The 16,305-nt window shown below is 67.2% G+C and carries 17 protein-coding genes; 13 read left to right on the plus strand and 4 right to left on the minus strand.

The window, feature by feature from the left end; all coding sequences use genetic code 11:
* Positions 1 to 27: 27 nt before the first annotated feature.
* Positions 28 to 876, minus strand: coding sequence for a 3-hydroxybutyryl-CoA dehydrogenase (locus tag VPA02S_RS14045; RefSeq protein ID WP_018905095.1), 849 nt, complete (start codon positions 874 to 876; stop codon positions 28 to 30).
* Between the two features lie 178 nt (positions 877 to 1,054).
* Here VPA02S_RS14045 and purT point away from each other — a divergent pair, with 178 nt between their 5' ends.
* The 10 genes from purT to VPA02S_RS14095 all read left to right on the plus strand — a co-directional run bounded on the left by purT (position 1,055) and on the right by VPA02S_RS14095 (position 11,911).
* Entirely contained in the window at positions 1,055 to 2,257 is a 1,203-nt protein-coding gene (gene purT / locus VPA02S_RS14050; RefSeq protein WP_018905094.1) for a formate-dependent phosphoribosylglycinamide formyltransferase, read from the plus strand.
* Positions 2,258 to 2,320: 63 nt separating this feature from the next.
* A complete protein-coding gene (lipP1, locus tag VPA02S_RS14055) occupies positions 2,321 to 3,265 on the plus strand; it encodes a LipP1 family hormone-sensitive lipase (RefSeq protein WP_062364228.1) in 945 nt (314 codons plus the stop codon).
* Positions 3,266 to 3,385: 120 nt separating this feature from the next.
* Positions 3,386 to 4,216: a helix-turn-helix domain-containing protein gene (locus tag VPA02S_RS14060; protein WP_062364230.1), complete on the plus strand. Its 831-nt coding sequence runs from the start codon at positions 3,386 to 3,388 to the stop codon at positions 4,214 to 4,216.
* A gap of 17 nt (positions 4,217 to 4,233) precedes the next feature.
* Positions 4,234 to 5,109: a branched-chain amino acid ABC transporter permease gene (locus tag VPA02S_RS14065; protein WP_018905091.1), complete on the plus strand. Its 876-nt coding sequence runs from the start codon at positions 4,234 to 4,236 to the stop codon at positions 5,107 to 5,109.
* Positions 5,110 to 5,203: 94 nt separating this feature from the next.
* Positions 5,204 to 6,280: a branched-chain amino acid ABC transporter permease gene (locus VPA02S_RS14070; RefSeq protein WP_018905090.1), complete on the plus strand. Its 1,077-nt coding sequence runs from the start codon at positions 5,204 to 5,206 to the stop codon at positions 6,278 to 6,280.
* The gene (locus VPA02S_RS14075) at positions 6,277 to 7,098 is read left to right on the plus strand and encodes an ABC transporter ATP-binding protein (protein WP_062364232.1); all 822 of its coding nucleotides are present in this window, start codon (positions 6,277 to 6,279) and stop codon (positions 7,096 to 7,098) included. The genes VPA02S_RS14070 and VPA02S_RS14075 overlap by 4 nt, the downstream gene beginning before the upstream one ends.
* Positions 7,099 to 7,573: 475 nt before the next feature.
* Positions 7,574 to 8,347 carry an ABC transporter ATP-binding protein gene (locus VPA02S_RS14080; RefSeq protein WP_018905088.1) on the plus strand — a complete coding sequence of 258 codons (774 nt, stop codon included), beginning with the start codon at positions 7,574 to 7,576 and terminating at the stop codon, positions 8,345 to 8,347.
* Between the two features lie 4 nt (positions 8,348 to 8,351).
* The gene (locus VPA02S_RS14085; protein ID WP_062364234.1) at positions 8,352 to 10,232 is read left to right on the plus strand and encodes an AMP-dependent synthetase/ligase; all 1,881 of its coding nucleotides are present in this window, start codon (positions 8,352 to 8,354) and stop codon (positions 10,230 to 10,232) included.
* Between the two features lie 43 nt (positions 10,233 to 10,275).
* Positions 10,276 to 11,442, plus strand: a complete 1,167-nt coding sequence (locus tag VPA02S_RS14090) for an ABC transporter substrate-binding protein (protein WP_018905086.1) — start codon at positions 10,276 to 10,278, stop codon at positions 11,440 to 11,442.
* Positions 11,443 to 11,449: 7 nt separating this feature from the next.
* Positions 11,450 to 11,911 carry an EVE domain-containing protein gene (locus tag VPA02S_RS14095; protein WP_062364236.1) on the plus strand — a complete coding sequence of 154 codons (462 nt, stop codon included), beginning with the start codon at positions 11,450 to 11,452 and terminating at the stop codon, positions 11,909 to 11,911.
* Positions 11,912 to 11,917: 6 nt separating this feature from the next.
* On the opposite strand, the gene VPA02S_RS14100 is transcribed toward VPA02S_RS14095, so the two are convergent.
* The gene (locus VPA02S_RS14100) at positions 11,918 to 12,568 is read right to left on the minus strand and encodes a MarC family protein (RefSeq protein WP_062364238.1); all 651 of its coding nucleotides are present in this window, start codon (positions 12,566 to 12,568) and stop codon (positions 11,918 to 11,920) included.
* A gap of 2 nt (positions 12,569 to 12,570) precedes the next feature.
* Complete coding sequence (locus VPA02S_RS14105) at positions 12,571 to 13,317, minus strand: SDR family oxidoreductase (protein WP_062364240.1); 747 nt, start codon at positions 13,315 to 13,317, stop codon at positions 12,571 to 12,573.
* A gap of 73 nt (positions 13,318 to 13,390) precedes the next feature.
* Here VPA02S_RS14105 and VPA02S_RS14110 point away from each other — a divergent pair, with 73 nt between their 5' ends.
* A complete protein-coding gene (locus VPA02S_RS14110) occupies positions 13,391 to 13,996 on the plus strand; it encodes a 2-hydroxychromene-2-carboxylate isomerase (RefSeq protein ID WP_174545063.1) in 606 nt (201 codons plus the stop codon).
* Positions 13,997 to 14,036: 40 nt separating this feature from the next.
* The gene (locus VPA02S_RS14115) at positions 14,037 to 14,720 is read left to right on the plus strand and encodes a dienelactone hydrolase family protein (protein ID WP_015867680.1); all 684 of its coding nucleotides are present in this window, start codon (positions 14,037 to 14,039) and stop codon (positions 14,718 to 14,720) included.
* 21 nt (positions 14,721 to 14,741) lie between these two features.
* Here VPA02S_RS14115 and VPA02S_RS14120 read toward each other — a convergent pair whose 3' ends face one another.
* Entirely contained in the window at positions 14,742 to 15,641 is a 900-nt protein-coding gene (locus tag VPA02S_RS14120; RefSeq protein WP_018905082.1) for a LysR family transcriptional regulator, read from the minus strand.
* A 259-nt stretch (positions 15,642 to 15,900) separates the two neighbouring features.
* Here VPA02S_RS14120 and VPA02S_RS14125 point away from each other — a divergent pair, with 259 nt between their 5' ends.
* A complete protein-coding gene (locus VPA02S_RS14125) occupies positions 15,901 to 16,269 on the plus strand; it encodes a LamG domain-containing protein (protein WP_018905081.1) in 369 nt (122 codons plus the stop codon).
* The last annotated feature ends 36 nt before the right edge of the window (positions 16,270 to 16,305 follow it).

A 16,305-nucleotide genomic window follows, 5' to 3' on the forward strand; every position in this document is an offset into this window, starting at 1 on the left:
GTCTCCTTGTTTTTGTTGGACGCCGGATCAGTACGTGTAGACGCCGCGGCCCGTCTTGCGGCCCAGCTGGCCCGCCGCGACCATCTCCTTCAGCAGCGGGCACGGCCGGTACTTGGAGTCGCCGAACTGCTCGAGGTACACCTCCATCACGGCCAGGCACACGTCCAGGCCGATCATGTCGGCCAGCGCCAGCGGGCCGATCGGCTGGTTGCAGCCCAGCTTCATGCCGGCGTCGATGTCCTCGGCCGTGGCGATGCCTTCGGACAGCACGAAAAAAGCCTCGTTGATCATCGGCACCAGGATGCGGTTGACCACGAAGCCCGGTGCGTTCTTCACCGTGATGGGCGACTTGCCCAGCTTCTCGGCCAGCGCCTTGACCGCATCGTGCGTGGCGTCGCTCGTGAGGTAGCCGCGGATCAGCTCAACCAGCGCCATCATCGGCACCGGGTTGAAGAAGTGCATGCCGATGAAGCGGTCGGGGCGCGAGGTGGCGGCTGCGAGCTGCGTGATCGAGATCGACGAGGTGTTGGAGGCGATGATCACCTCGGGCGCCACCAGTTCGTCGACCTGCTTCAGGATCTTGAGCTTGAGTGCGTGGTTCTCGGTGGCGGCCTCGATCACCAGCTGCGCGCCCTTCAGGTCGTTGTAATCGGTCGAGCCCTTGATCAGCGCAAGCGCCGCGGCCTTCTGCCCGGCCGTGAGCTTTTCCTTCTTGATCAGGCGGTCCAGGCTGCCCGAGACGGTGGCCAGGCCCTTGTCGACCGCCGCCTGGGCGACATCGATCATCACCACGTTGACGCCCGACACCGCGCAGGCCTGCGCAATGCCGTTGCCCATTGTTCCGGCGCCGATGATGCCGACGGTCTGAATCGTCATGAGAAAACTCCTTGAAGAATAAAAGCGGAAAAAAGCGAGCGGGTGGACGCGCCACCGCGGCAGGAGATCGATTGTGAAGCAGCCCCGCCGGCGCGCCGTTGCCGCGCGTGACACGGGCGGTGCGCGGGTGGCTTACAGTGCGGCGATTGCTTTTTCCTCCCTCTTTTCGACTCCGACCATGACCACCCTCGGCACCCCTCTTTCCCCCTCGGCCACCCGCGTGATGCTGCTGGGCTCCGGCGAACTCGGCAAGGAGGTGCTGATTGCGCTGCAGCGCCTGGGCGTGGAGACCATCGCGGTCGACCGCTACGAGAACGCGCCCGGCCAGCAGGTGGCCCACCATGCGCGCACCATCACCATGAGCGACCCCGAGCAGCTCAAGGCGCTGATCGAGGCCGAGAAGCCCACGCTGGTGGTGCCCGAGATCGAGGCCATCGCCACGCCGATGCTGCAGCAGCTCGAGGACGCCGGCGTGGTGCGCGTGATTCCCACGGCCCGCGCCGCCCGCCTCACGATGGACCGCGAAGGCATCCGCCGCCTGGCGGCCGAGACGCTGGGCGTGCCCACCAGCCCCTACAAGTTCTGCGACTCGCTGGCCGAGCTGCAGGCGGCCATCGACGCCGGCATCGGTTACCCCTGCATCGTCAAGCCCGTGATGAGCAGCTCCGGCAAGGGCCAGAGCAAGATCGACGGCCCGGCCGACGTGCAGAAGGCCTGGGACTACGCCATGGCCGGCGGCCGCGTGAGCCACGGCCGCGTGATCGTCGAAGGCTTCATCGACTTCGACTACGAGATCACGCTGCTGACCGTGCGTGCCAAGGACGCGGCCGGCGCGGTGCAGACCCGGTTCTGCGAACCCATCGGCCATGTGCAGGTGAGCGGCGACTACGTCGAAAGCTGGCAGCCGCACCCCATGGCGCCGGCCGCGCTGCAGAAGGCGCAGCAGATTGCCGAGGCCGTCACCTCCGACCTCGGCGGCCAGGGCCTGTTCGGTGTCGAGCTGTTCGTGAAGGGCGACGAGGTCTGGTTCAGCGAAGTGAGCCCGCGTCCGCACGACACCGGCATGGTGACCATGGCCACGCAATGGCAGAACGAGTTCGAGCTGCATGCGCGCGCCATCCTCGGCCTGCCGGTGGACACCTCGCTCAAGAGCCCGGGCGCGAGCGCGGTGATCTATGGCGGCGTCGATGCCACCGGCATTGCCTTCGACGGCGTGGCCGAGGCGCTGCAGGTGCCCGGCAGCGACATCCGCCTGTTCGGCAAGCCCGAGAGCTTTGCCAAGCGCCGCATGGGCGTGGCGCTGGTGCATGCGGCCGACACCGGCACGGCCCGCAGGCTGGCCAAGGATGCCGCCTCGCGCGTGAAGCCGCGCAAGGCTTAGCCAGTTTTCGCAAGCCGCGCCAGGGCGGCGCGGGCATGGTCGGAGCGATCCACCGGAGACACCATGCTGCATCCCCAGGCGCGCGCCTTGCTCGACTTCATCGAGGCGCGCGGCATCCCGCCGACCCACACGCTTTCGCCGGCCGAGGCGCGCGCCTTCTATCGCGAACGCCGCACCACCACCCAACCCGAAGCCCCGCCGGTCGCCGAAGTCCGCGAGCTGAACGCCGACGGGCCGCACGGCACCATCCCGGTGCGCCTCTACCGCCCGCTGGGGTCCACGGCCGGTGCCGCGCTGCCGGTGCTCGTGTACTTCCACGGGGGTGGCTGGGTCATCGGCGACCTCGACACGCATGACGTGCTGTGCCGCTCGCTCACCAACGGCGCGGGCTGCGCGGTCGCCTCGGTCGACTACCGCATGGGGCCCGAGCATCGCTTCCCGGCCGCGGTCGACGACGTGCTGGCCGCCACCCGCTGGGTGCGCCGCGAGGCCGCCTCGCTCGGCCTCGATGCCGGCCGCCTCGCGGTGGGCGGCGACAGCGCGGGCGGCAACCTCGCGGCGGTGGCGGCCATTGCGGCGCGCGATGCCGGCGACCTGCCCATCGCCTTCCAGCTGCTGATCTATCCGGCCACCGACATGCGCCGCGGCCATCCCTCGCACCAGGCCAACGGCCAGGGCTACCTCCTGACCCGCGACACGATGGCCTACTTCCACGACCACTACATCGACGACCCCCTGCACGACCTCGACTGGCGCGCGTCGCCGCTGCTGCATGCCGATCTCTCCCGCCTGCCGCCCGCGCTGGTGCTCACGGCCGGCTACGACCCGCTGCGCGACGAAGGCATGGCCTACGCCGAGGCATTGACCGCCGCCGGCAACCGCGCCGCGTACGTCTGCTTCGAGCGCCAGATCCACGGCTTCATCACCATGGGCAAGGTGCTCGACGAGGCCGATACGGCCATCGCGCTGTGCTGCGCCGAGCTGCGCCGCGCGCTCGCGCCGGCCTAGGCTGGCCTAGGGAAAGTCCCCGCGCAAATGCACGCCGCGCCGCCGGCCCCCGCCGCTACGATCCAGCCAACGCAACGCCGGCCCCAGGCCGGCGGCGGCCCGATGCAGGAGACAGACACCATGCAGCGAACGAAGACGGCGCCGCCCGAAAGCGGCGGCGCGCAGCGCGGGGAGCGCCTGATGTGGCTCACGCACCAGCGCGTGTTCTACGCCGGGCTGCTCGGGGCTGCGGCCGAGCGCACGATGGGCGGGCACGGCGTGTACGTGTCGCCCGCGGGCGCGCCGCCCAACCGCCTGTGCATTGGCGGCGGCGCCTGGCAGGCGGGCGAGCTGCTGGTGGTGCCGCCGCAGGTGCCGCACCGCGTGGAAAGCGCGCATCCGCTCATCTTCAACCTGCTGATCGAATCGGAGTCGGTCGATCCCGCGCGCATGCCGGCCTTCATGCAGCACTGCGGTCCGGTCGATGCGCCGGCCTTCGTGCGGCGCATGCACGATGCCCATGCGCACCTGCTTGTCGCGTCGGGCCGCGGCATGAATTTCGAGGGCTTCGATTTCGATGCGCTGTTCTTCGGCGAGCCGCTGGCGCCGCGCGCGCTCGATGCGCGCATCCGCAAGGTGATCGACGCCATCAACGCCGACCCGGCCGCACCCGCCTCGGCCGAAGACTGCGCGGCCTCGGTGCATCTTTCCTTCTCGCGCTTCCTGCATCTGTTCAAGCAGGAAACCGGCATGGCGTTTCGCGCCTTCCGCGCCTGGAAGCGTGCGCGCAGCCTGCTGCGCTACGTGCGCCAGGCCGGCACGCTGACCGACATCGCGCTGGACACCGGCTACCCCGATTCGACGCACTTCAGCCATTCGATCCGCCAGGTCTACGGCCTGAAGCCCAGCGACATCCTGGCCGGCTCGCGCCGCCTCGCGCTGCACGACGCGGCCGGCGGCTTCAGGCACTAGCCGCAAGAAGAGGCCCCATGCAGATCCTCCAACTCCTGCTGTCGGGCATTGCGCAAGGTTGCATCTACGGGCTGATCGCGCTGGGCTTCGTGCTGATCTACAAGGCCACCGAAACCGTGAGCTTCGCGCAGGGCGACCTGATGATGCTCGGCGCCTTCGGTGCGTTTGCCGGCATGTCGCTGTTCGGCCTGCCGTTCTGGCTCGCGGCCCTGCTGGCGGTGGTGGCGATGGCGGCCTTCGGCGTGCTGCTCGAGCTGGTGGTGATCCGCCCGATCCTCGGCCAGCCGCAGTTCTCGATCGTGATGCTGACCATCGGCATCGCCTACGTGGCGCGCGGGCTCATCACCATGGTGCCGGGCATCGGCACCGACACCCACACGCTGCCGGTGCCCTACAAGGACCAGATCTGGAAGCTGGGCGAACTGGTGGTCAACCTCGAACAGCTCGCGATCATCGTTGCCACCGCCATCCTGTGCGCCCTGCTGTTCGCGATGTTCCGCTACAGCAAGCTCGGCATCGCGATGCAGGCCTCGTCGCAGAACCAGCTCGCGGCGTATTACATGGGCATTCCGGTGAAGCGCCTGAACGGATTGGTGTGGGGGCTGGCGGCGGCGGTCGCGGCCATTGCCGGCATGCTGCTCGCGCCCATCACCTTCGTGCACGCCAACATGGGCTTCATCGGGCTCAAGGCCTTTCCGGCCGCGGTGGTGGGCGGCTTCGGCAGCTTGCCGGGCGCGATCGTCGGCGGGCTGGTGATCGGCATCGTCGAATCGTTCGCGGGCTTCTACCTGCCCGATGGTTTCAAGGACACGGCCCCGTACATCGTGGTGCTGCTGATGCTGATGATCAAGCCCAACGGATTGTTCGGCGAGAAGCTGCGAAAAAAAGTCTAGAAGCATGTGCCCCCACGCTCGTCACTTCGTGTACTCGCTGCCCCCCGAGGGGGCGCAGGTCCGCCTTGGGGCGGCCCGGCGACGGACCTGATTCATGCGCTTCATCTTCAAGACCAGCTACGACCAGGACATCCGCCTTGCGCGGCACGGCGGCCATGTGTTCTGGTATGGCCTGCTCGCGGCGTTCCTCGTCGTCGCGCCCTGGGCGATCGACGAGTACTGGCTCGCGCAGCTGACCTTCGTGCTGATCTACGGCATCGTCGGCCTGGGCCTGATGCTGCTGGCGGGATTCACGGGGCAGTTCTCGATCGGGCATGCAGCATTCCTTGGCGCGGGCGCCTACACGCAAGGCGTGCTGACGAACCTGGGTGTGCCGTTTCCGATGGCGCTGCTCGCGGCCGCGGCGCTGTCGGCGGCGGTGGGCGTGGTGGTCGCGCTGCCGGCCCTGCGCGTGAAGGGCATCTACCTGGGCATCGCCACGCTGTCGTTCGGCTTCATCGTGGAGGAAGTGTTCGCGCGCTGGGAGAGCGTGACGGGCGGCAACGCGGGGCTGCATGTGAAGCCGCCGCAGCTCTTCGGCTGGTCGCTCGGGTCGGGCAACGGCTTCTACTTTCTGTGCCTGGTGGTGGCGGTGCTCAGCACGCTCGGCATCCTGAACCTGTTGCGCTCGCCGACCGGCCGCGCCTTCGTCGCGATCCGCGATTCGGAAATCTCGGCGCAGAGCATGGGCATTCACCTGGCGCGCTACAAGACGATGTCGTTCGCGATCTCGGCCGCGCTCGCGGGCCTGGGCGGTGCGCTGTATGCGCACAAGCTGAGCTTCATCTCGCCGGACCAGTTCAACATCCTGCAGTCGATCGACCTGCTGCTGATGGTGGTGATCGGCGGCCTGGGCTCGGTGCATGGCGCGTTCCTGGGTGCGATCTTCCTGATTGCGATGCCGCAGCTGATCTCGATGGGCAAGGACTGGCTGCCGGCCGTGGTCGGCCAGGCACCGGGGCTGCAGGGGCTGGTGTACGGCGTGGTGCTGATCGCGTTCGTGCTGTTCGAACCGTTGGGGCTTTATGGCCGCTGGCTCAAGATCCGCACCTGGCTGCAGCTCTTCCCGTTCTACCGCAAGGGCCTGTTCAAGCGGCAGAAGTCGTTCACCAAGTCGGATCGCCTGAGATGACTAGCAGCAGCGACGTTCTTCTTTCGGCCAAGGACCTGAGCGTGCGCTTCGGCGGCGTGCTCGCGGTCAACAAGGTGAGCTTCGACGTGCGCCGCGGCGAGGTGTTCACGCTGATCGGCCCGAACGGTGCGGGCAAGACGACGGTGTTCAACCTGATCAGCCGGATCTACACGCCGACAATGGGCGAGATCACATGGCATGGCGAGGCCGCGGGGCCTCTGGCGCTGACGCAGCAGGCACCGCACGCGATTGCGGCGCTGGGCATTGCGCGGACCTTCCAGAACATCGAGCTGTTCGAGCATGCGACGGTGCTGCACAACTTGCTGATCGGCCGCCACACGCACCGGCAGACGGGGTTCTGGAGCGAGGTGTTCTTCACGCCCGCGACGCGGCGCGCTGAGGTTGCGGCGCGCGAGAAGGCGGAGCAGGTGATCGACCTGCTGGACCTGCAGCATCACCGCGACTCGATGGTGGCCGGCTTGCCGTATGGCGTGCGCAAGGTGGTGGAGCTCGCGCGTGCGCTGTGCACCGAGCCGAAGCTGCTGTTGCTCGACGAGCCTTCTTCAGGGCTCAACGTCGAAGAGACGGCGGACATGGCGTTCTGGATCCAGGACATCCAGCATGAACTGGGCGTTTCGGTGCTGATGGTCGAGCACGACATGTCTCTGGTGTCGAAGGTGTCGGATCGCGTGCTTGCCATGAACATGGGCGAGGTGCTGGCCACCGGTACGCCGCGTGAGGTGCAAGCGGATGCGCGTGTTGTCGAGGCCTATCTTGGGACTGTGGATGACGTGAGCAGCTTGAGGAGGGTTGCGTGAAGTCCGCTGCTTCGTTGGAGACGCCCGGTGTGCGGCGCGGCGCGGGCGCCCCCACTATGCCGGCCGCTTCGCGGCTCCCCTGCGGTGCTCGCGTTTCGCGGGGTCTCGCAGAACTCGCTTCGCTCAAACAGCTGCGAGCCCTGATCCGCGAAACGCTGCGCTCCTCGGCGGCACAGAGGGGGCGCCCACACCGCACCGCACACCGGGCTTGGCGGTGGGGCAAACACGCTGAGCGTGCCCACGGCGTTGGGGCCCATGCCCCGGGCGGGCCGTTGAGGCACCGCCGAGCAGCGGAGCGACAAGCGGATCAGGGCTCGCAGCTGTTTGAGCGAAGCGAGTTCTGCGAGACCCCGCTTGTCGTGAGCAGCGCAGGGAAGCCCGAAGGGCCGGTGACGTCGGCCCGCCCGGGGCATGGGCCCCAACGCCGCTCCCCGCCCTTGTCAAACGATCGAGCAAATCCTCAAGGGACAACGAAGTGACCGACGTCGTCCTCCAACTGCTCAACGTCGAAAGCGCCTACGGCCCGATCAAGGCCATCCGCGGCGTGAGCCTGAAAGTCAGGCAGGGCGAAATAGTGACCGTCCTGGGTTCGAATGGCGCCGGAAAAACAACCATCCTGAAAACGATCTCCGGAATCATCGACCCGAGAAAAGGCAGCATCGAATTCCAGGGCAAGGACATCACCGCCAAGGACCCGGCCCACATCGTGCAGCAGGGCCTGAGCCATGTGCCCGAAGGCCGCGAGGTGTTCCCGCTGCTGTCGGTGAAGGACAACCTGCTGATGGGCGCCTACACCCGCAAGGACCGCGACGGCGTGGCGCGCGACATGGAAAGCGTCTATGCCTACTTTCCGATCCTGCGCGAGCGCGCCACGCAGGACGCCGGCCTGCTCTCGGGCGGCCAGCAGCAGATGCTCGCCATTTCGCGCGCCATCATGGCCGCGCCGCATCTCATCCTGCTCGACGAACCCAGCCTCGGCCTCAGCCCCAAGCTGACGAAGGAGATCTTCGAGATCGTCGTGCGCATCAACCGCGAACGCGGCACCACCATCCTGCTGGTCGAGCAGAACGCCAACATGGCGCTCAACGCCTCCGACCACGGCTACGTGCTCGAGAACGGCCGCATCGTCATGGAAGACACCTGCGAACGCCTGCGCGAGAAGGAGGACATCAAGGAGTTCTACCTCGGCGTCAAGGACGATGGCGTGCGCGGCGAGCGGCGCTGGAAAAAGAAGAAGACCTGGAGATGACGGCATGAGCACAACCGCCCTGCGCGCTCCCGCCGGCCTCTGGGACCTGGCGCACCTGCAGCCGAGTCCGGGCATTGCCGTGCCGGGCGACACCATCCCGGCCGTGTTCTGGAAGGCCGTGGAGCTGCGCGCCGACAAGGTCTGGATGCGGCAGAAGGAATTCGGCATCTGGCGCGCCTGGACCTGGCGCCAGACCGCCGAGGCCGTGCGCGAGATCGCGGGCGGCCTGCTGGCGCTGGGCTTCGGCCAGGGCGAGTGCGCGTCGATCCTTGCCAACACCGTCATCGAATGGGTGCTGTGCGACGTGGCCGTGCTCAGCTGCGGCGGCGTGTCCAACGGCATCTATCCCACCGACGCGGCCTCGCAGGTGCACTACCTCTGCGAGGACTCGCGCACCACCGTGCTCTTCGTCGAGGACGACGAGCAGCTCGACAAGGCGCTCGAGGTGCGCGCGCAATTGCCGATGCTGCGCAAGGTCGTCGTGTTCGACATGGAAGGCCTGCGCGAGCTCGACGACCCCGGCGTCATCAGCCTGGATGCCCTGCGCGCACTCGGCCGCGACCACCTGCAGGCCCATCCGCAGGCGCTGGCGCAGCGCATTGCCGCCTGCCGGCCCGAAGACCTCGCGATCCTGGTCTACACCTCGGGCACCACCGGCAAGCCCAAGGGCGCGATGCACAGCCATCGCGGGCTGGTCTACACCATGCGCGGCTACAACACCCTGCTGGCGCAGGGCGAGGGCGACGAGCGCATGTGCTTCCTGCCGCTGTGCCACATTGCCGAGCGCATGGGCGGCGAATACTTCGCGATGTACACCGGCTCGATCCTCAACTTCGTCGAGAACCCGGAGACGGTGCCAGAGAACGTGCGCGAGATATCGCCCACCGTGTTCACCGCCGTGCCGCGCGTGTGGGAGAAGTTCTATTCGGGCGTGATGATCGCGCTGAAGGAAGCCAGCCGCCTGCAGCAGGCCGCCTACGGCTGGAGCATCGGCGTCGGCCGGCAGATCGTCGATCGCGTGCTCTTGGGCCAGCCGGTGGGCGCCTGGCTGCGCTTGAAGTTCCGGCTGGCGCGCTGGCTCGCGCTCGACAACGTCCGCAAGCTCATCGGCATCCACCGCGCGCGCTTCCTCGTGACCGGCGCGGCGCCGATCTCGCCCGAGCTCGTGCGCTGGTACCTCGCGCTGGGCGTGCCCATGCTCGAGGTCTGGGGCATGACGGAATCGTGCGGCGCCTCCACGGGCGTGCCGCCCTCGCGCATCCGGCCGGGGTCGATCGGCCCGGCCACCAGCTACAACGAGGTGCGCCTCGATCCGCAGACCGGCGAGATCCTGGTGCGCGGCCCCAATGTCTTCATGGGCTACCTCAACCTGCCCGAGAAGACCGCCGAGACCATCGACGCCAACGGCTGGCTGCACACCGGCGACGTGGGGACGGTCGACGCGGAAGGGTATTTCCGCATCACCGACCGCATGAAGGACATCATCATCACGGCAGGGGGGAAGAACATCACGCCGAGCGAGCTGGAGAACGAGCTCAAGTTCAGCCCCTACATCACCGACGCTGTGGTGATCGGCGACAAGAAACCCTACCTCACGGTGATCGTCATGATCGACCAGGAGAACGTCGAGAAGTTTGCGCAGGACCACGACGTGCCGTTCGGCAACTACGAGAGCCTGACGCGCGCGCAGGAGGTGCTGGACCTGATCCAGGGCGAGATCGACCGCGTCAACGCGAAGTTTGCGCGGGTCGAGCAGATCAAGAAGTTCTTCCTGCTCGAAACACAGCTTTCCGCCGAGGACGAGGAGCTCACGCCGACGATGAAGCTCAAGCGCAAGCTGGTCCAGGCCAAGTACGCCGAGCGCATCGAGGCCATGTACCGCTGATTCACCGCTGATCCATTTTTCGCCAACCCGAGGAGACAACCCCATGAAGCTCAAGACAGTGACGACCCTGGCCGTGCTGGGCCTGGCCGCAGCGTTCGCGTCGGCGCAGCAGCAACAGGGCGTGGGCAAGGACGAGATCCGCATCGGCACCATCCAGGACCTGTCGGGCCCGCTCGCGGGCTTCGGCAAGCAGGCGCGCAACGGCATGCAACTGCGCGTGGACGAGCTCAACGAGCAGGGCAGCATCAATGGCCGCAAGCTCAAGCTCTTCGTCGAGGACTCGGGCTACGACCCGAAGAAGGCCGTGCTCGCGGCGCAGAAGCTGGTCAACCAGGAGAAGATCTTCATCATGGCCGGCCACATCGGCACCGCGCAGAACATGGCGGCCATGCCGGTGCAGTTCGAGAAGAACATCGTCAACTTCATGCCGATCACCGCGGCGCGCGAAATGTACGAGCCGCTGAACCGGCTCAAGTATTCGTTCGCCGCCACCTACTACGACCAGATCCGCCTGGCGCTGCCCAAGATGATCAAGGAGAAGGGCGCCAAGAAGGTCTGCACCATCTACCAGGACGACGAGTTCGGGCTCGAGGTGCAGCGCGGCGCCGAGGCGGGCCTGAAGACCGCCGGCATGGAACTGGCCGAAAAAACCTCGTTCAAGCGGGGCGCCACCGACTTCAGCTCGCAGGTCGCCAAGATGAAGGCCGCCAACTGCGACCTCGTGGTGCTCGGCACCATCATCCGCGAGACCATCGGCACCGTGGGCGAGGCGCGCAAGACCGGCTTCAACCCGACCTTCCTGGGTTCGAGCGCGTCCTACACCGACCTGATCCACAAGCTCGGCGGCAAGGCGATGGACGGCATCTACGCCACCATGACGGTGCAGAACCCCTACACCGACGAGCAGTCGCAGCCGCTGCGCTTCTGGGCCAACAAGTACAAGACCAAGTTCAACGAAGACCCGACGGTGTTCTCGGTGTACGGCTACGTCATCATCGATTCGTTCATCAAGGCGGCGCAGAAGGCCGGCCCGAACCTCACGACCGACAGCTTCATCAAGGCCATGGACAGCATGACCTTCGAGCCCGACATGTTCGGCAGCCCGAAGAGCAGCTACACCGCCACCAAGCGCCTGGGCAACGACCAGTCGCGCCTGTCGCAGATCAAGGACGGGAAATGGGTCGTGGTTTCCGACTATGTGACACCATAACGGGACCATGCCCAATTACTGGTTGATGAAATCCGAGCCCGACGAGGTCTCGATCGACGATGCGCTCGCCGCGCCCAACGCCACCGTGGCGTGGACCGGCGTGCGCAACTATCAGGCACGCAACTTCATGCGCGACGGCATGAAGATCGGCGACGGCGTGCTGTTCTATCACTCGAGCTGCCCCGAGCCCGGCATCGCGGGCATTGCGCGCGTGGCCTCGGGCATCAAGCCCGACCCGACGCAGTTCGACCCCAAGTCGCCCTACTACGACCCGGCGTCGAAGAAGGACGATCCGCGCTGGCTGCTGGTCGACGTGCAGGCCGTGCGCAAGACGCGGCTGCTGCCGCTGCCCGAGCTGCGCGCCAGGCCCGAGCTGGCCGACCTCGTCGTGCTGCGCAAGGGCAACCGGCTGTCGATCACGCCGGTCGAGCCCGCGCACTGGCGAGTCATCGAGAAGATGCTGGGCTGAAGGGCATCAGCCCACGCGCTGCAGGATCGGAAACAGCTTGCCCAGGCCGTCGGCCATGACCTCGACCGCGAGCGCCGCGAGGATCAGGCCCATGAGCCGGGTCATGATGTTGATGCCCGTCTTGCCGAGCACGCGCGCAATCGGCTGAGCGAGCGAAAACGCCAGCGCGGTGGCCAGCGCCACCACCACGCCGTAGCCCACCAAGAGCCCGAGCTCCCACAGGTGCTGGGTCTTGTCGGCGTAGATCACCACGGTCGATATGGTGGCCGGCCCGGTGAGCAGCGGAATGGTGAGCGGCACCACCGCGATCGATGCGCCCATCGAGGCCTTCACTTCGGTGGCCCGCAGCTCCTCGACATTGGTCTTGCTCTCGGCCGGCTTGGCGTTGAGCATCGACAGCGAGCTCATGAGCAGCAGCCCGCCGCCCACCTGGAAGCTGGCAATCGAGATGCCGAAGAACGCCAGCAGCTGCAGCCCGATCAGCGCGCTGACCGCAATCACCACGAAGGCGCTGAAGGCCGACATGCGCACCGTGTGCCGGCGCTGCGCGTCGGAATACCCTTGCGTGTAGTGGATGAAGAAGGGCACGATGGCCAGCGGGTTGACGATGGCCACCAGCGTGACCAGCGGCTTGATCAGGTCCATCGAGGTGCTCATGGCTATCTTCCCCCTGTCACGTCGAGCAGCGCCATGGTGGCGTAGCTCGCCTCGGCGGACAGCAGCCACAGGATCGCACCGGCAATTTCCTCGGCGCTGCCGGTGCGCTGCATCGGCACGGTGGGCGCGAGCTCGAAGGCGCGTTTGGGCATGCCGCCGGAGGCGTGGATCTCGGTGTCGATCAGGCCCGGGCGCACCGCGTTGACGCGAATGCCCTCGGCGGCCACTTCCTTGGCCAGGCCGATGGTGAAGGTGTCGATCGCGCCCTTGGCGGCCGCATAGTCGACGTACTGCCCGGGCGAACCCAGCCGCGCGGCGGCGCTCGAGACGTTGACGATGGCGCCGCCCGATCCGCCGTGCCGGGTGCTCATGCGCCGCACCGCCTCGCGCGCGCAGACGAAGCTGCCGATCACGTTGATGCGGAACATGCGTTCCAGGCGCGCCACGCTCATTTCGTCGACACGGGCCTGCACGTCGACGACGCCGGCATTGTTGACCAGCGCCGTGAGCCGGCCGAGCCTGGCATCGACCTTCTCGAACATGGCCAGCACCTGGGCCTCGTCGCCCACGTCGGCCTGCACGGCCATGGCGGTGCCGCCGCCCGCACGGATGGCGCGCACCACCTCGTCGGCGGCGAGCGAGTTGTTCGCGTAGTTGACGGCCACCGCGTAGCCGCGCTGCGCCGCCAGCAGGGCGGTGGCGGCACCGATGCCGCGGCCGCCGCCCGTGATCAAGAGCACCTGGTCCAAAACCTACCTCCTGCAGAGAAACTGCGTGTCAGTTAAAACCGTTGGCTTGGATTACATCATCGGGGGCATGCGCATGAGCATTGACAAGACCATTGACTATTACTTTGCGCCACAGAGCCCGTGGACCTATCTGGGGCATTCCCGCTTTGCCGCGATCGCCGCGGCCGCCGGCGCGACGGTGCGCGTGCGGCCGATCGACCTGGGCAGCGTGTTCCCGGTGTCGGGCGGGCTGCCGCTGGGCAAGCGCGCGCCGCAGCGCCAGGCGTACCGGCTGGTCGACCTCGCACGCTGCTCGCGCCACCTCGGCCTGCCGCTGAACACCAAGCCGAAATTCTTCCCGGTGGCCAGCGACGACGCGGCCCGGGTCATCATCGCGGTCGACATGCACGACGGCACCGAGGCCGCCATGCGCATGTGCGCGGCGGTGTTCGCGGCCGTGTGGGTGCAGGAGCGCAACATCGGCGACCCGAAGGTGCTCGATTCGCTGGTGGTCGAATGCGGGCTGTCGCCCAAGCGCGCGGAGCAGTCGCAGAGCCAGGCGGTGCAGGAGCGTTACGAGGCTTACACGCAGGAAGCGATCGACATCCAGGTGTTCGGTGCGCCAAGCTATGTCATAGATGGCGAGATATTCTGGGGCCAGGACCGGCTCGACTTCGTCGAGCGCGCGCTGCGCCAGTAACCGGCATTCCATTCAGTTGCGATTCAAGGAGCAAGACATCATGGGTCAATTCATCGATCTGAAAGCCAAGGACGGCTTCACCTTTCCCGCCTACGTGGCCGAGCCCGCCGGCAAGCCGCGCGGCGCGGTGGTCGTGGTGCCGGAGATCTTCGGCGTCAATTCGCACATCCGCTCGGTGGCCGACGGCTACGCGGCCGACGGCTACCTGGCGGTGTCGCCCTCGACCTTCCACCGCGTGAAGCCGGGCGTCGAGCTCGGCTACAGCGACGAGGACATGAAGGCCGGCTTCGCGCTGAAGACCGCGGTCGAGGCGCTGCCCGCGCCCGGCGTGCTGCAGGACATCGAGGCCGCCGTGGCCTATGCCTCCAAGGCCGGCAAGGTCGGCATCGTGGGCTATTGCTGGGGCGGCCTGCTGGTCTGGCGCGCCGCCAGCCTGGTTCCGGGCATTGCCGCCGCAGCACCCTACTACGGCGGCGGCATGACCACGCCCGAAGAAACCGCGCGCCAGCCCAAGGTGCCGGTGCTCGCGCACTTCGGCAACCAGGACCACTGGATCCCGCTGGACACCATCGAGACCTTCAAGAAGGCGCATCCCGAGGTGCAGGTGCACGTCTACGAATCGGGCCATGGCTTCAACTGCGACCAGCGCGGCTCCTACAACGCCGAGGCCGCCAAGCTCGCACGCACGCGCACGCTCGAATTCTTCGCCAAGCACGTCGGCTGAGCGCGGCCGGAGCCCGGCGGTCTATTGCTTGCGCGCGCCCGCGCCGATGCGGGTCTGCAGAAAGTCGAGCAGCGCACGCAGCGCGGCGCTGTTGTGGCGCCGCTGCAGGTAGGCCGCCGACAGCCACATGTCCTTGCGCGCATAGCCCTGCAGCACCGGCACCAGTTCGCCGTGGTCGATGTGCGACTGCACCAGGATCGAGGGCAGGTAGATCACGCCGAAGCCGCGCATCGCCACCCGGATCAGCGGCGCGCCCTCGGTGCAGTCCATGCGGCTCTTCACCGGCACGTCCAGCGGCTCGCCGCCGTCGTCGAAGCGCCAGACCGGCTGGGCGCCCAGCAGCGAATGCGTGAGCGCCTCGTGTCCCGCAAGGTCGCGCGGATGCCCGGGCTTGCCGTGCTTCTTCCAGTACACCGGCGAGGCGCAGACCACCATCTCCATCAGCATCAGCTTGCGCACGATCAGGTTGGCGTCCGCCACCGGGCCGCTGCGGATGTCCACATCGATGCCTTCTTCCGCCAGGTCGACCGTGCGGTTGGTCAGCTGCAGGCTGATGCTCACGTCCGGGTAGTAGCGCATGAAGTCGGCCAGAAGGCCCGGGAACTCGCCGTTGCCCATGCCGTGCGGCGCGGAAATCCGCAGCCGGCCGCCGGGCTGCCTGGCGCGCTCCTGCAGCTCGGCCTGCGTGAGCTCCACCATTTCGAGCACCGGGGTGCTGCGCTCGAGCAGCAATTGCCCGGCATCGGTCAGACTCACGGAACGCGTGGAGCGGTTGAGAAGGCGCACGCCGAAGCGCGTTTCGAGCTCCGCGACGTACTTGCTGACCGTCGCCTTCGACATGTCGAGCTTCTTGGCCGCGTGCGAGAAGCTGCCATGCGAGGCCACTTCCCGGAAGGTTCTGATCAGATCGAGACTGTCCATGTCAAAGCGCCCATTGTTTCCGTTCTGCGGCCGGCCCGCTTCGATTTTCGGGGAAGACCCGGCATTTGCAGGCGCCGGTGCGCGCTCGGTTCGTGCGCATGCCGCCGGCGCGTCATTGTTTCAATAGAGGAAACACCGTGTCTCTGTTCCGCGTGATTTACACAGGCCGTTCAGTCGGAAACTCGCCGCACAGGTGAGCACGAACGAACGAACGAGCGAGCCTGGTGGACGAACCATCCAACCAACACAAGGAATTGACATGAAGACCTCGCACATCCTCGCCGCCGCTGCCCTGACCCTGCTGGCCGCCACCGGCGCCCAAGCCGAAACCTATGATGGCGTGAACACCGCCGTCTCGACCAAGAGCCGCGACGAAGTCAACGCCGAAGCCGTGCGCACCGCAGCGGCTCCGAACCAGAACGTGACCCGCGGTTCGCGCGGCCCGGAAACGGTCGCCGTGTCGAAGGACCGTGCGCTCGTGGAAGCCGAAGCCGTCCGCACCGCCTACGCTCCCGACCAGAACGTGACCTCGGGCTCGCGCGTCAACAGCAAGGTCGTCTCGACCATGCCCCACCCGATGGACGCACGCGTCCAGGCCCAGCAAGGCTCGGGCGCCGTCGCCAAGTAAGACCGGCGAAACCGCTGCTGCCCCTCGCGGGCAGGC

It is taken from the genome of Variovorax paradoxus NBRC 15149 (assembly GCF_001591365.1).
GTDB classification, from domain to species: Bacteria; Pseudomonadota; Gammaproteobacteria; order Burkholderiales; family Burkholderiaceae_C; genus Variovorax; species Variovorax paradoxus.

Excerpts from the sequence above, each read along its gene's own strand:
- VPA02S_RS14100 (WP_062364238.1), bottom strand. The coding sequence starts at position 12,568 with ATGAGCACCTCGATGGACCTGATCAAGCCGCTGGTCACGCTGGTGGCC.
- VPA02S_RS14125 (WP_018905081.1), top strand. The coding sequence starts at position 15,901 with ATGAAGACCTCGCACATCCTCGCCGCCGCTGCCCTGACCCTGCTGGCC.
- VPA02S_RS14060 (WP_062364230.1), top strand. The coding sequence starts at position 3,386 with ATGCAGCGAACGAAGACGGCGCCGCCCGAAAGCGGCGGCGCGCAGCGC.
- VPA02S_RS14065 (WP_018905091.1), top strand. The coding sequence starts at position 4,234 with ATGCAGATCCTCCAACTCCTGCTGTCGGGCATTGCGCAAGGTTGCATC.
- VPA02S_RS14095 (WP_062364236.1), top strand. The coding sequence starts at position 11,450 with ATGCCCAATTACTGGTTGATGAAATCCGAGCCCGACGAGGTCTCGATC.
- VPA02S_RS14070 (WP_018905090.1), top strand. The coding sequence starts at position 5,204 with ATGCGCTTCATCTTCAAGACCAGCTACGACCAGGACATCCGCCTTGCG.
- VPA02S_RS14075 (WP_062364232.1), top strand. The coding sequence starts at position 6,277 with ATGACTAGCAGCAGCGACGTTCTTCTTTCGGCCAAGGACCTGAGCGTG.
- VPA02S_RS14045 (WP_018905095.1), bottom strand. The coding sequence starts at position 876 with ATGACGATTCAGACCGTCGGCATCATCGGCGCCGGAACAATGGGCAAC.
- VPA02S_RS14085 (WP_062364234.1), top strand. The coding sequence starts at position 8,352 with ATGAGCACAACCGCCCTGCGCGCTCCCGCCGGCCTCTGGGACCTGGCG.
- lipP1 (WP_062364228.1), top strand. The coding sequence starts at position 2,321 with ATGCTGCATCCCCAGGCGCGCGCCTTGCTCGACTTCATCGAGGCGCGC.
- VPA02S_RS14090 (WP_018905086.1), top strand. The coding sequence starts at position 10,276 with ATGAAGCTCAAGACAGTGACGACCCTGGCCGTGCTGGGCCTGGCCGCA.
- VPA02S_RS14115 (WP_015867680.1), top strand. The coding sequence starts at position 14,037 with ATGGGTCAATTCATCGATCTGAAAGCCAAGGACGGCTTCACCTTTCCC.
- VPA02S_RS14110 (WP_174545063.1), top strand. The coding sequence starts at position 13,391 with ATGAGCATTGACAAGACCATTGACTATTACTTTGCGCCACAGAGCCCG.
- purT (WP_018905094.1), top strand. The coding sequence starts at position 1,055 with ATGACCACCCTCGGCACCCCTCTTTCCCCCTCGGCCACCCGCGTGATG.
- VPA02S_RS14120 (WP_018905082.1), bottom strand. The coding sequence starts at position 15,641 with ATGGACAGTCTCGATCTGATCAGAACCTTCCGGGAAGTGGCCTCGCAT.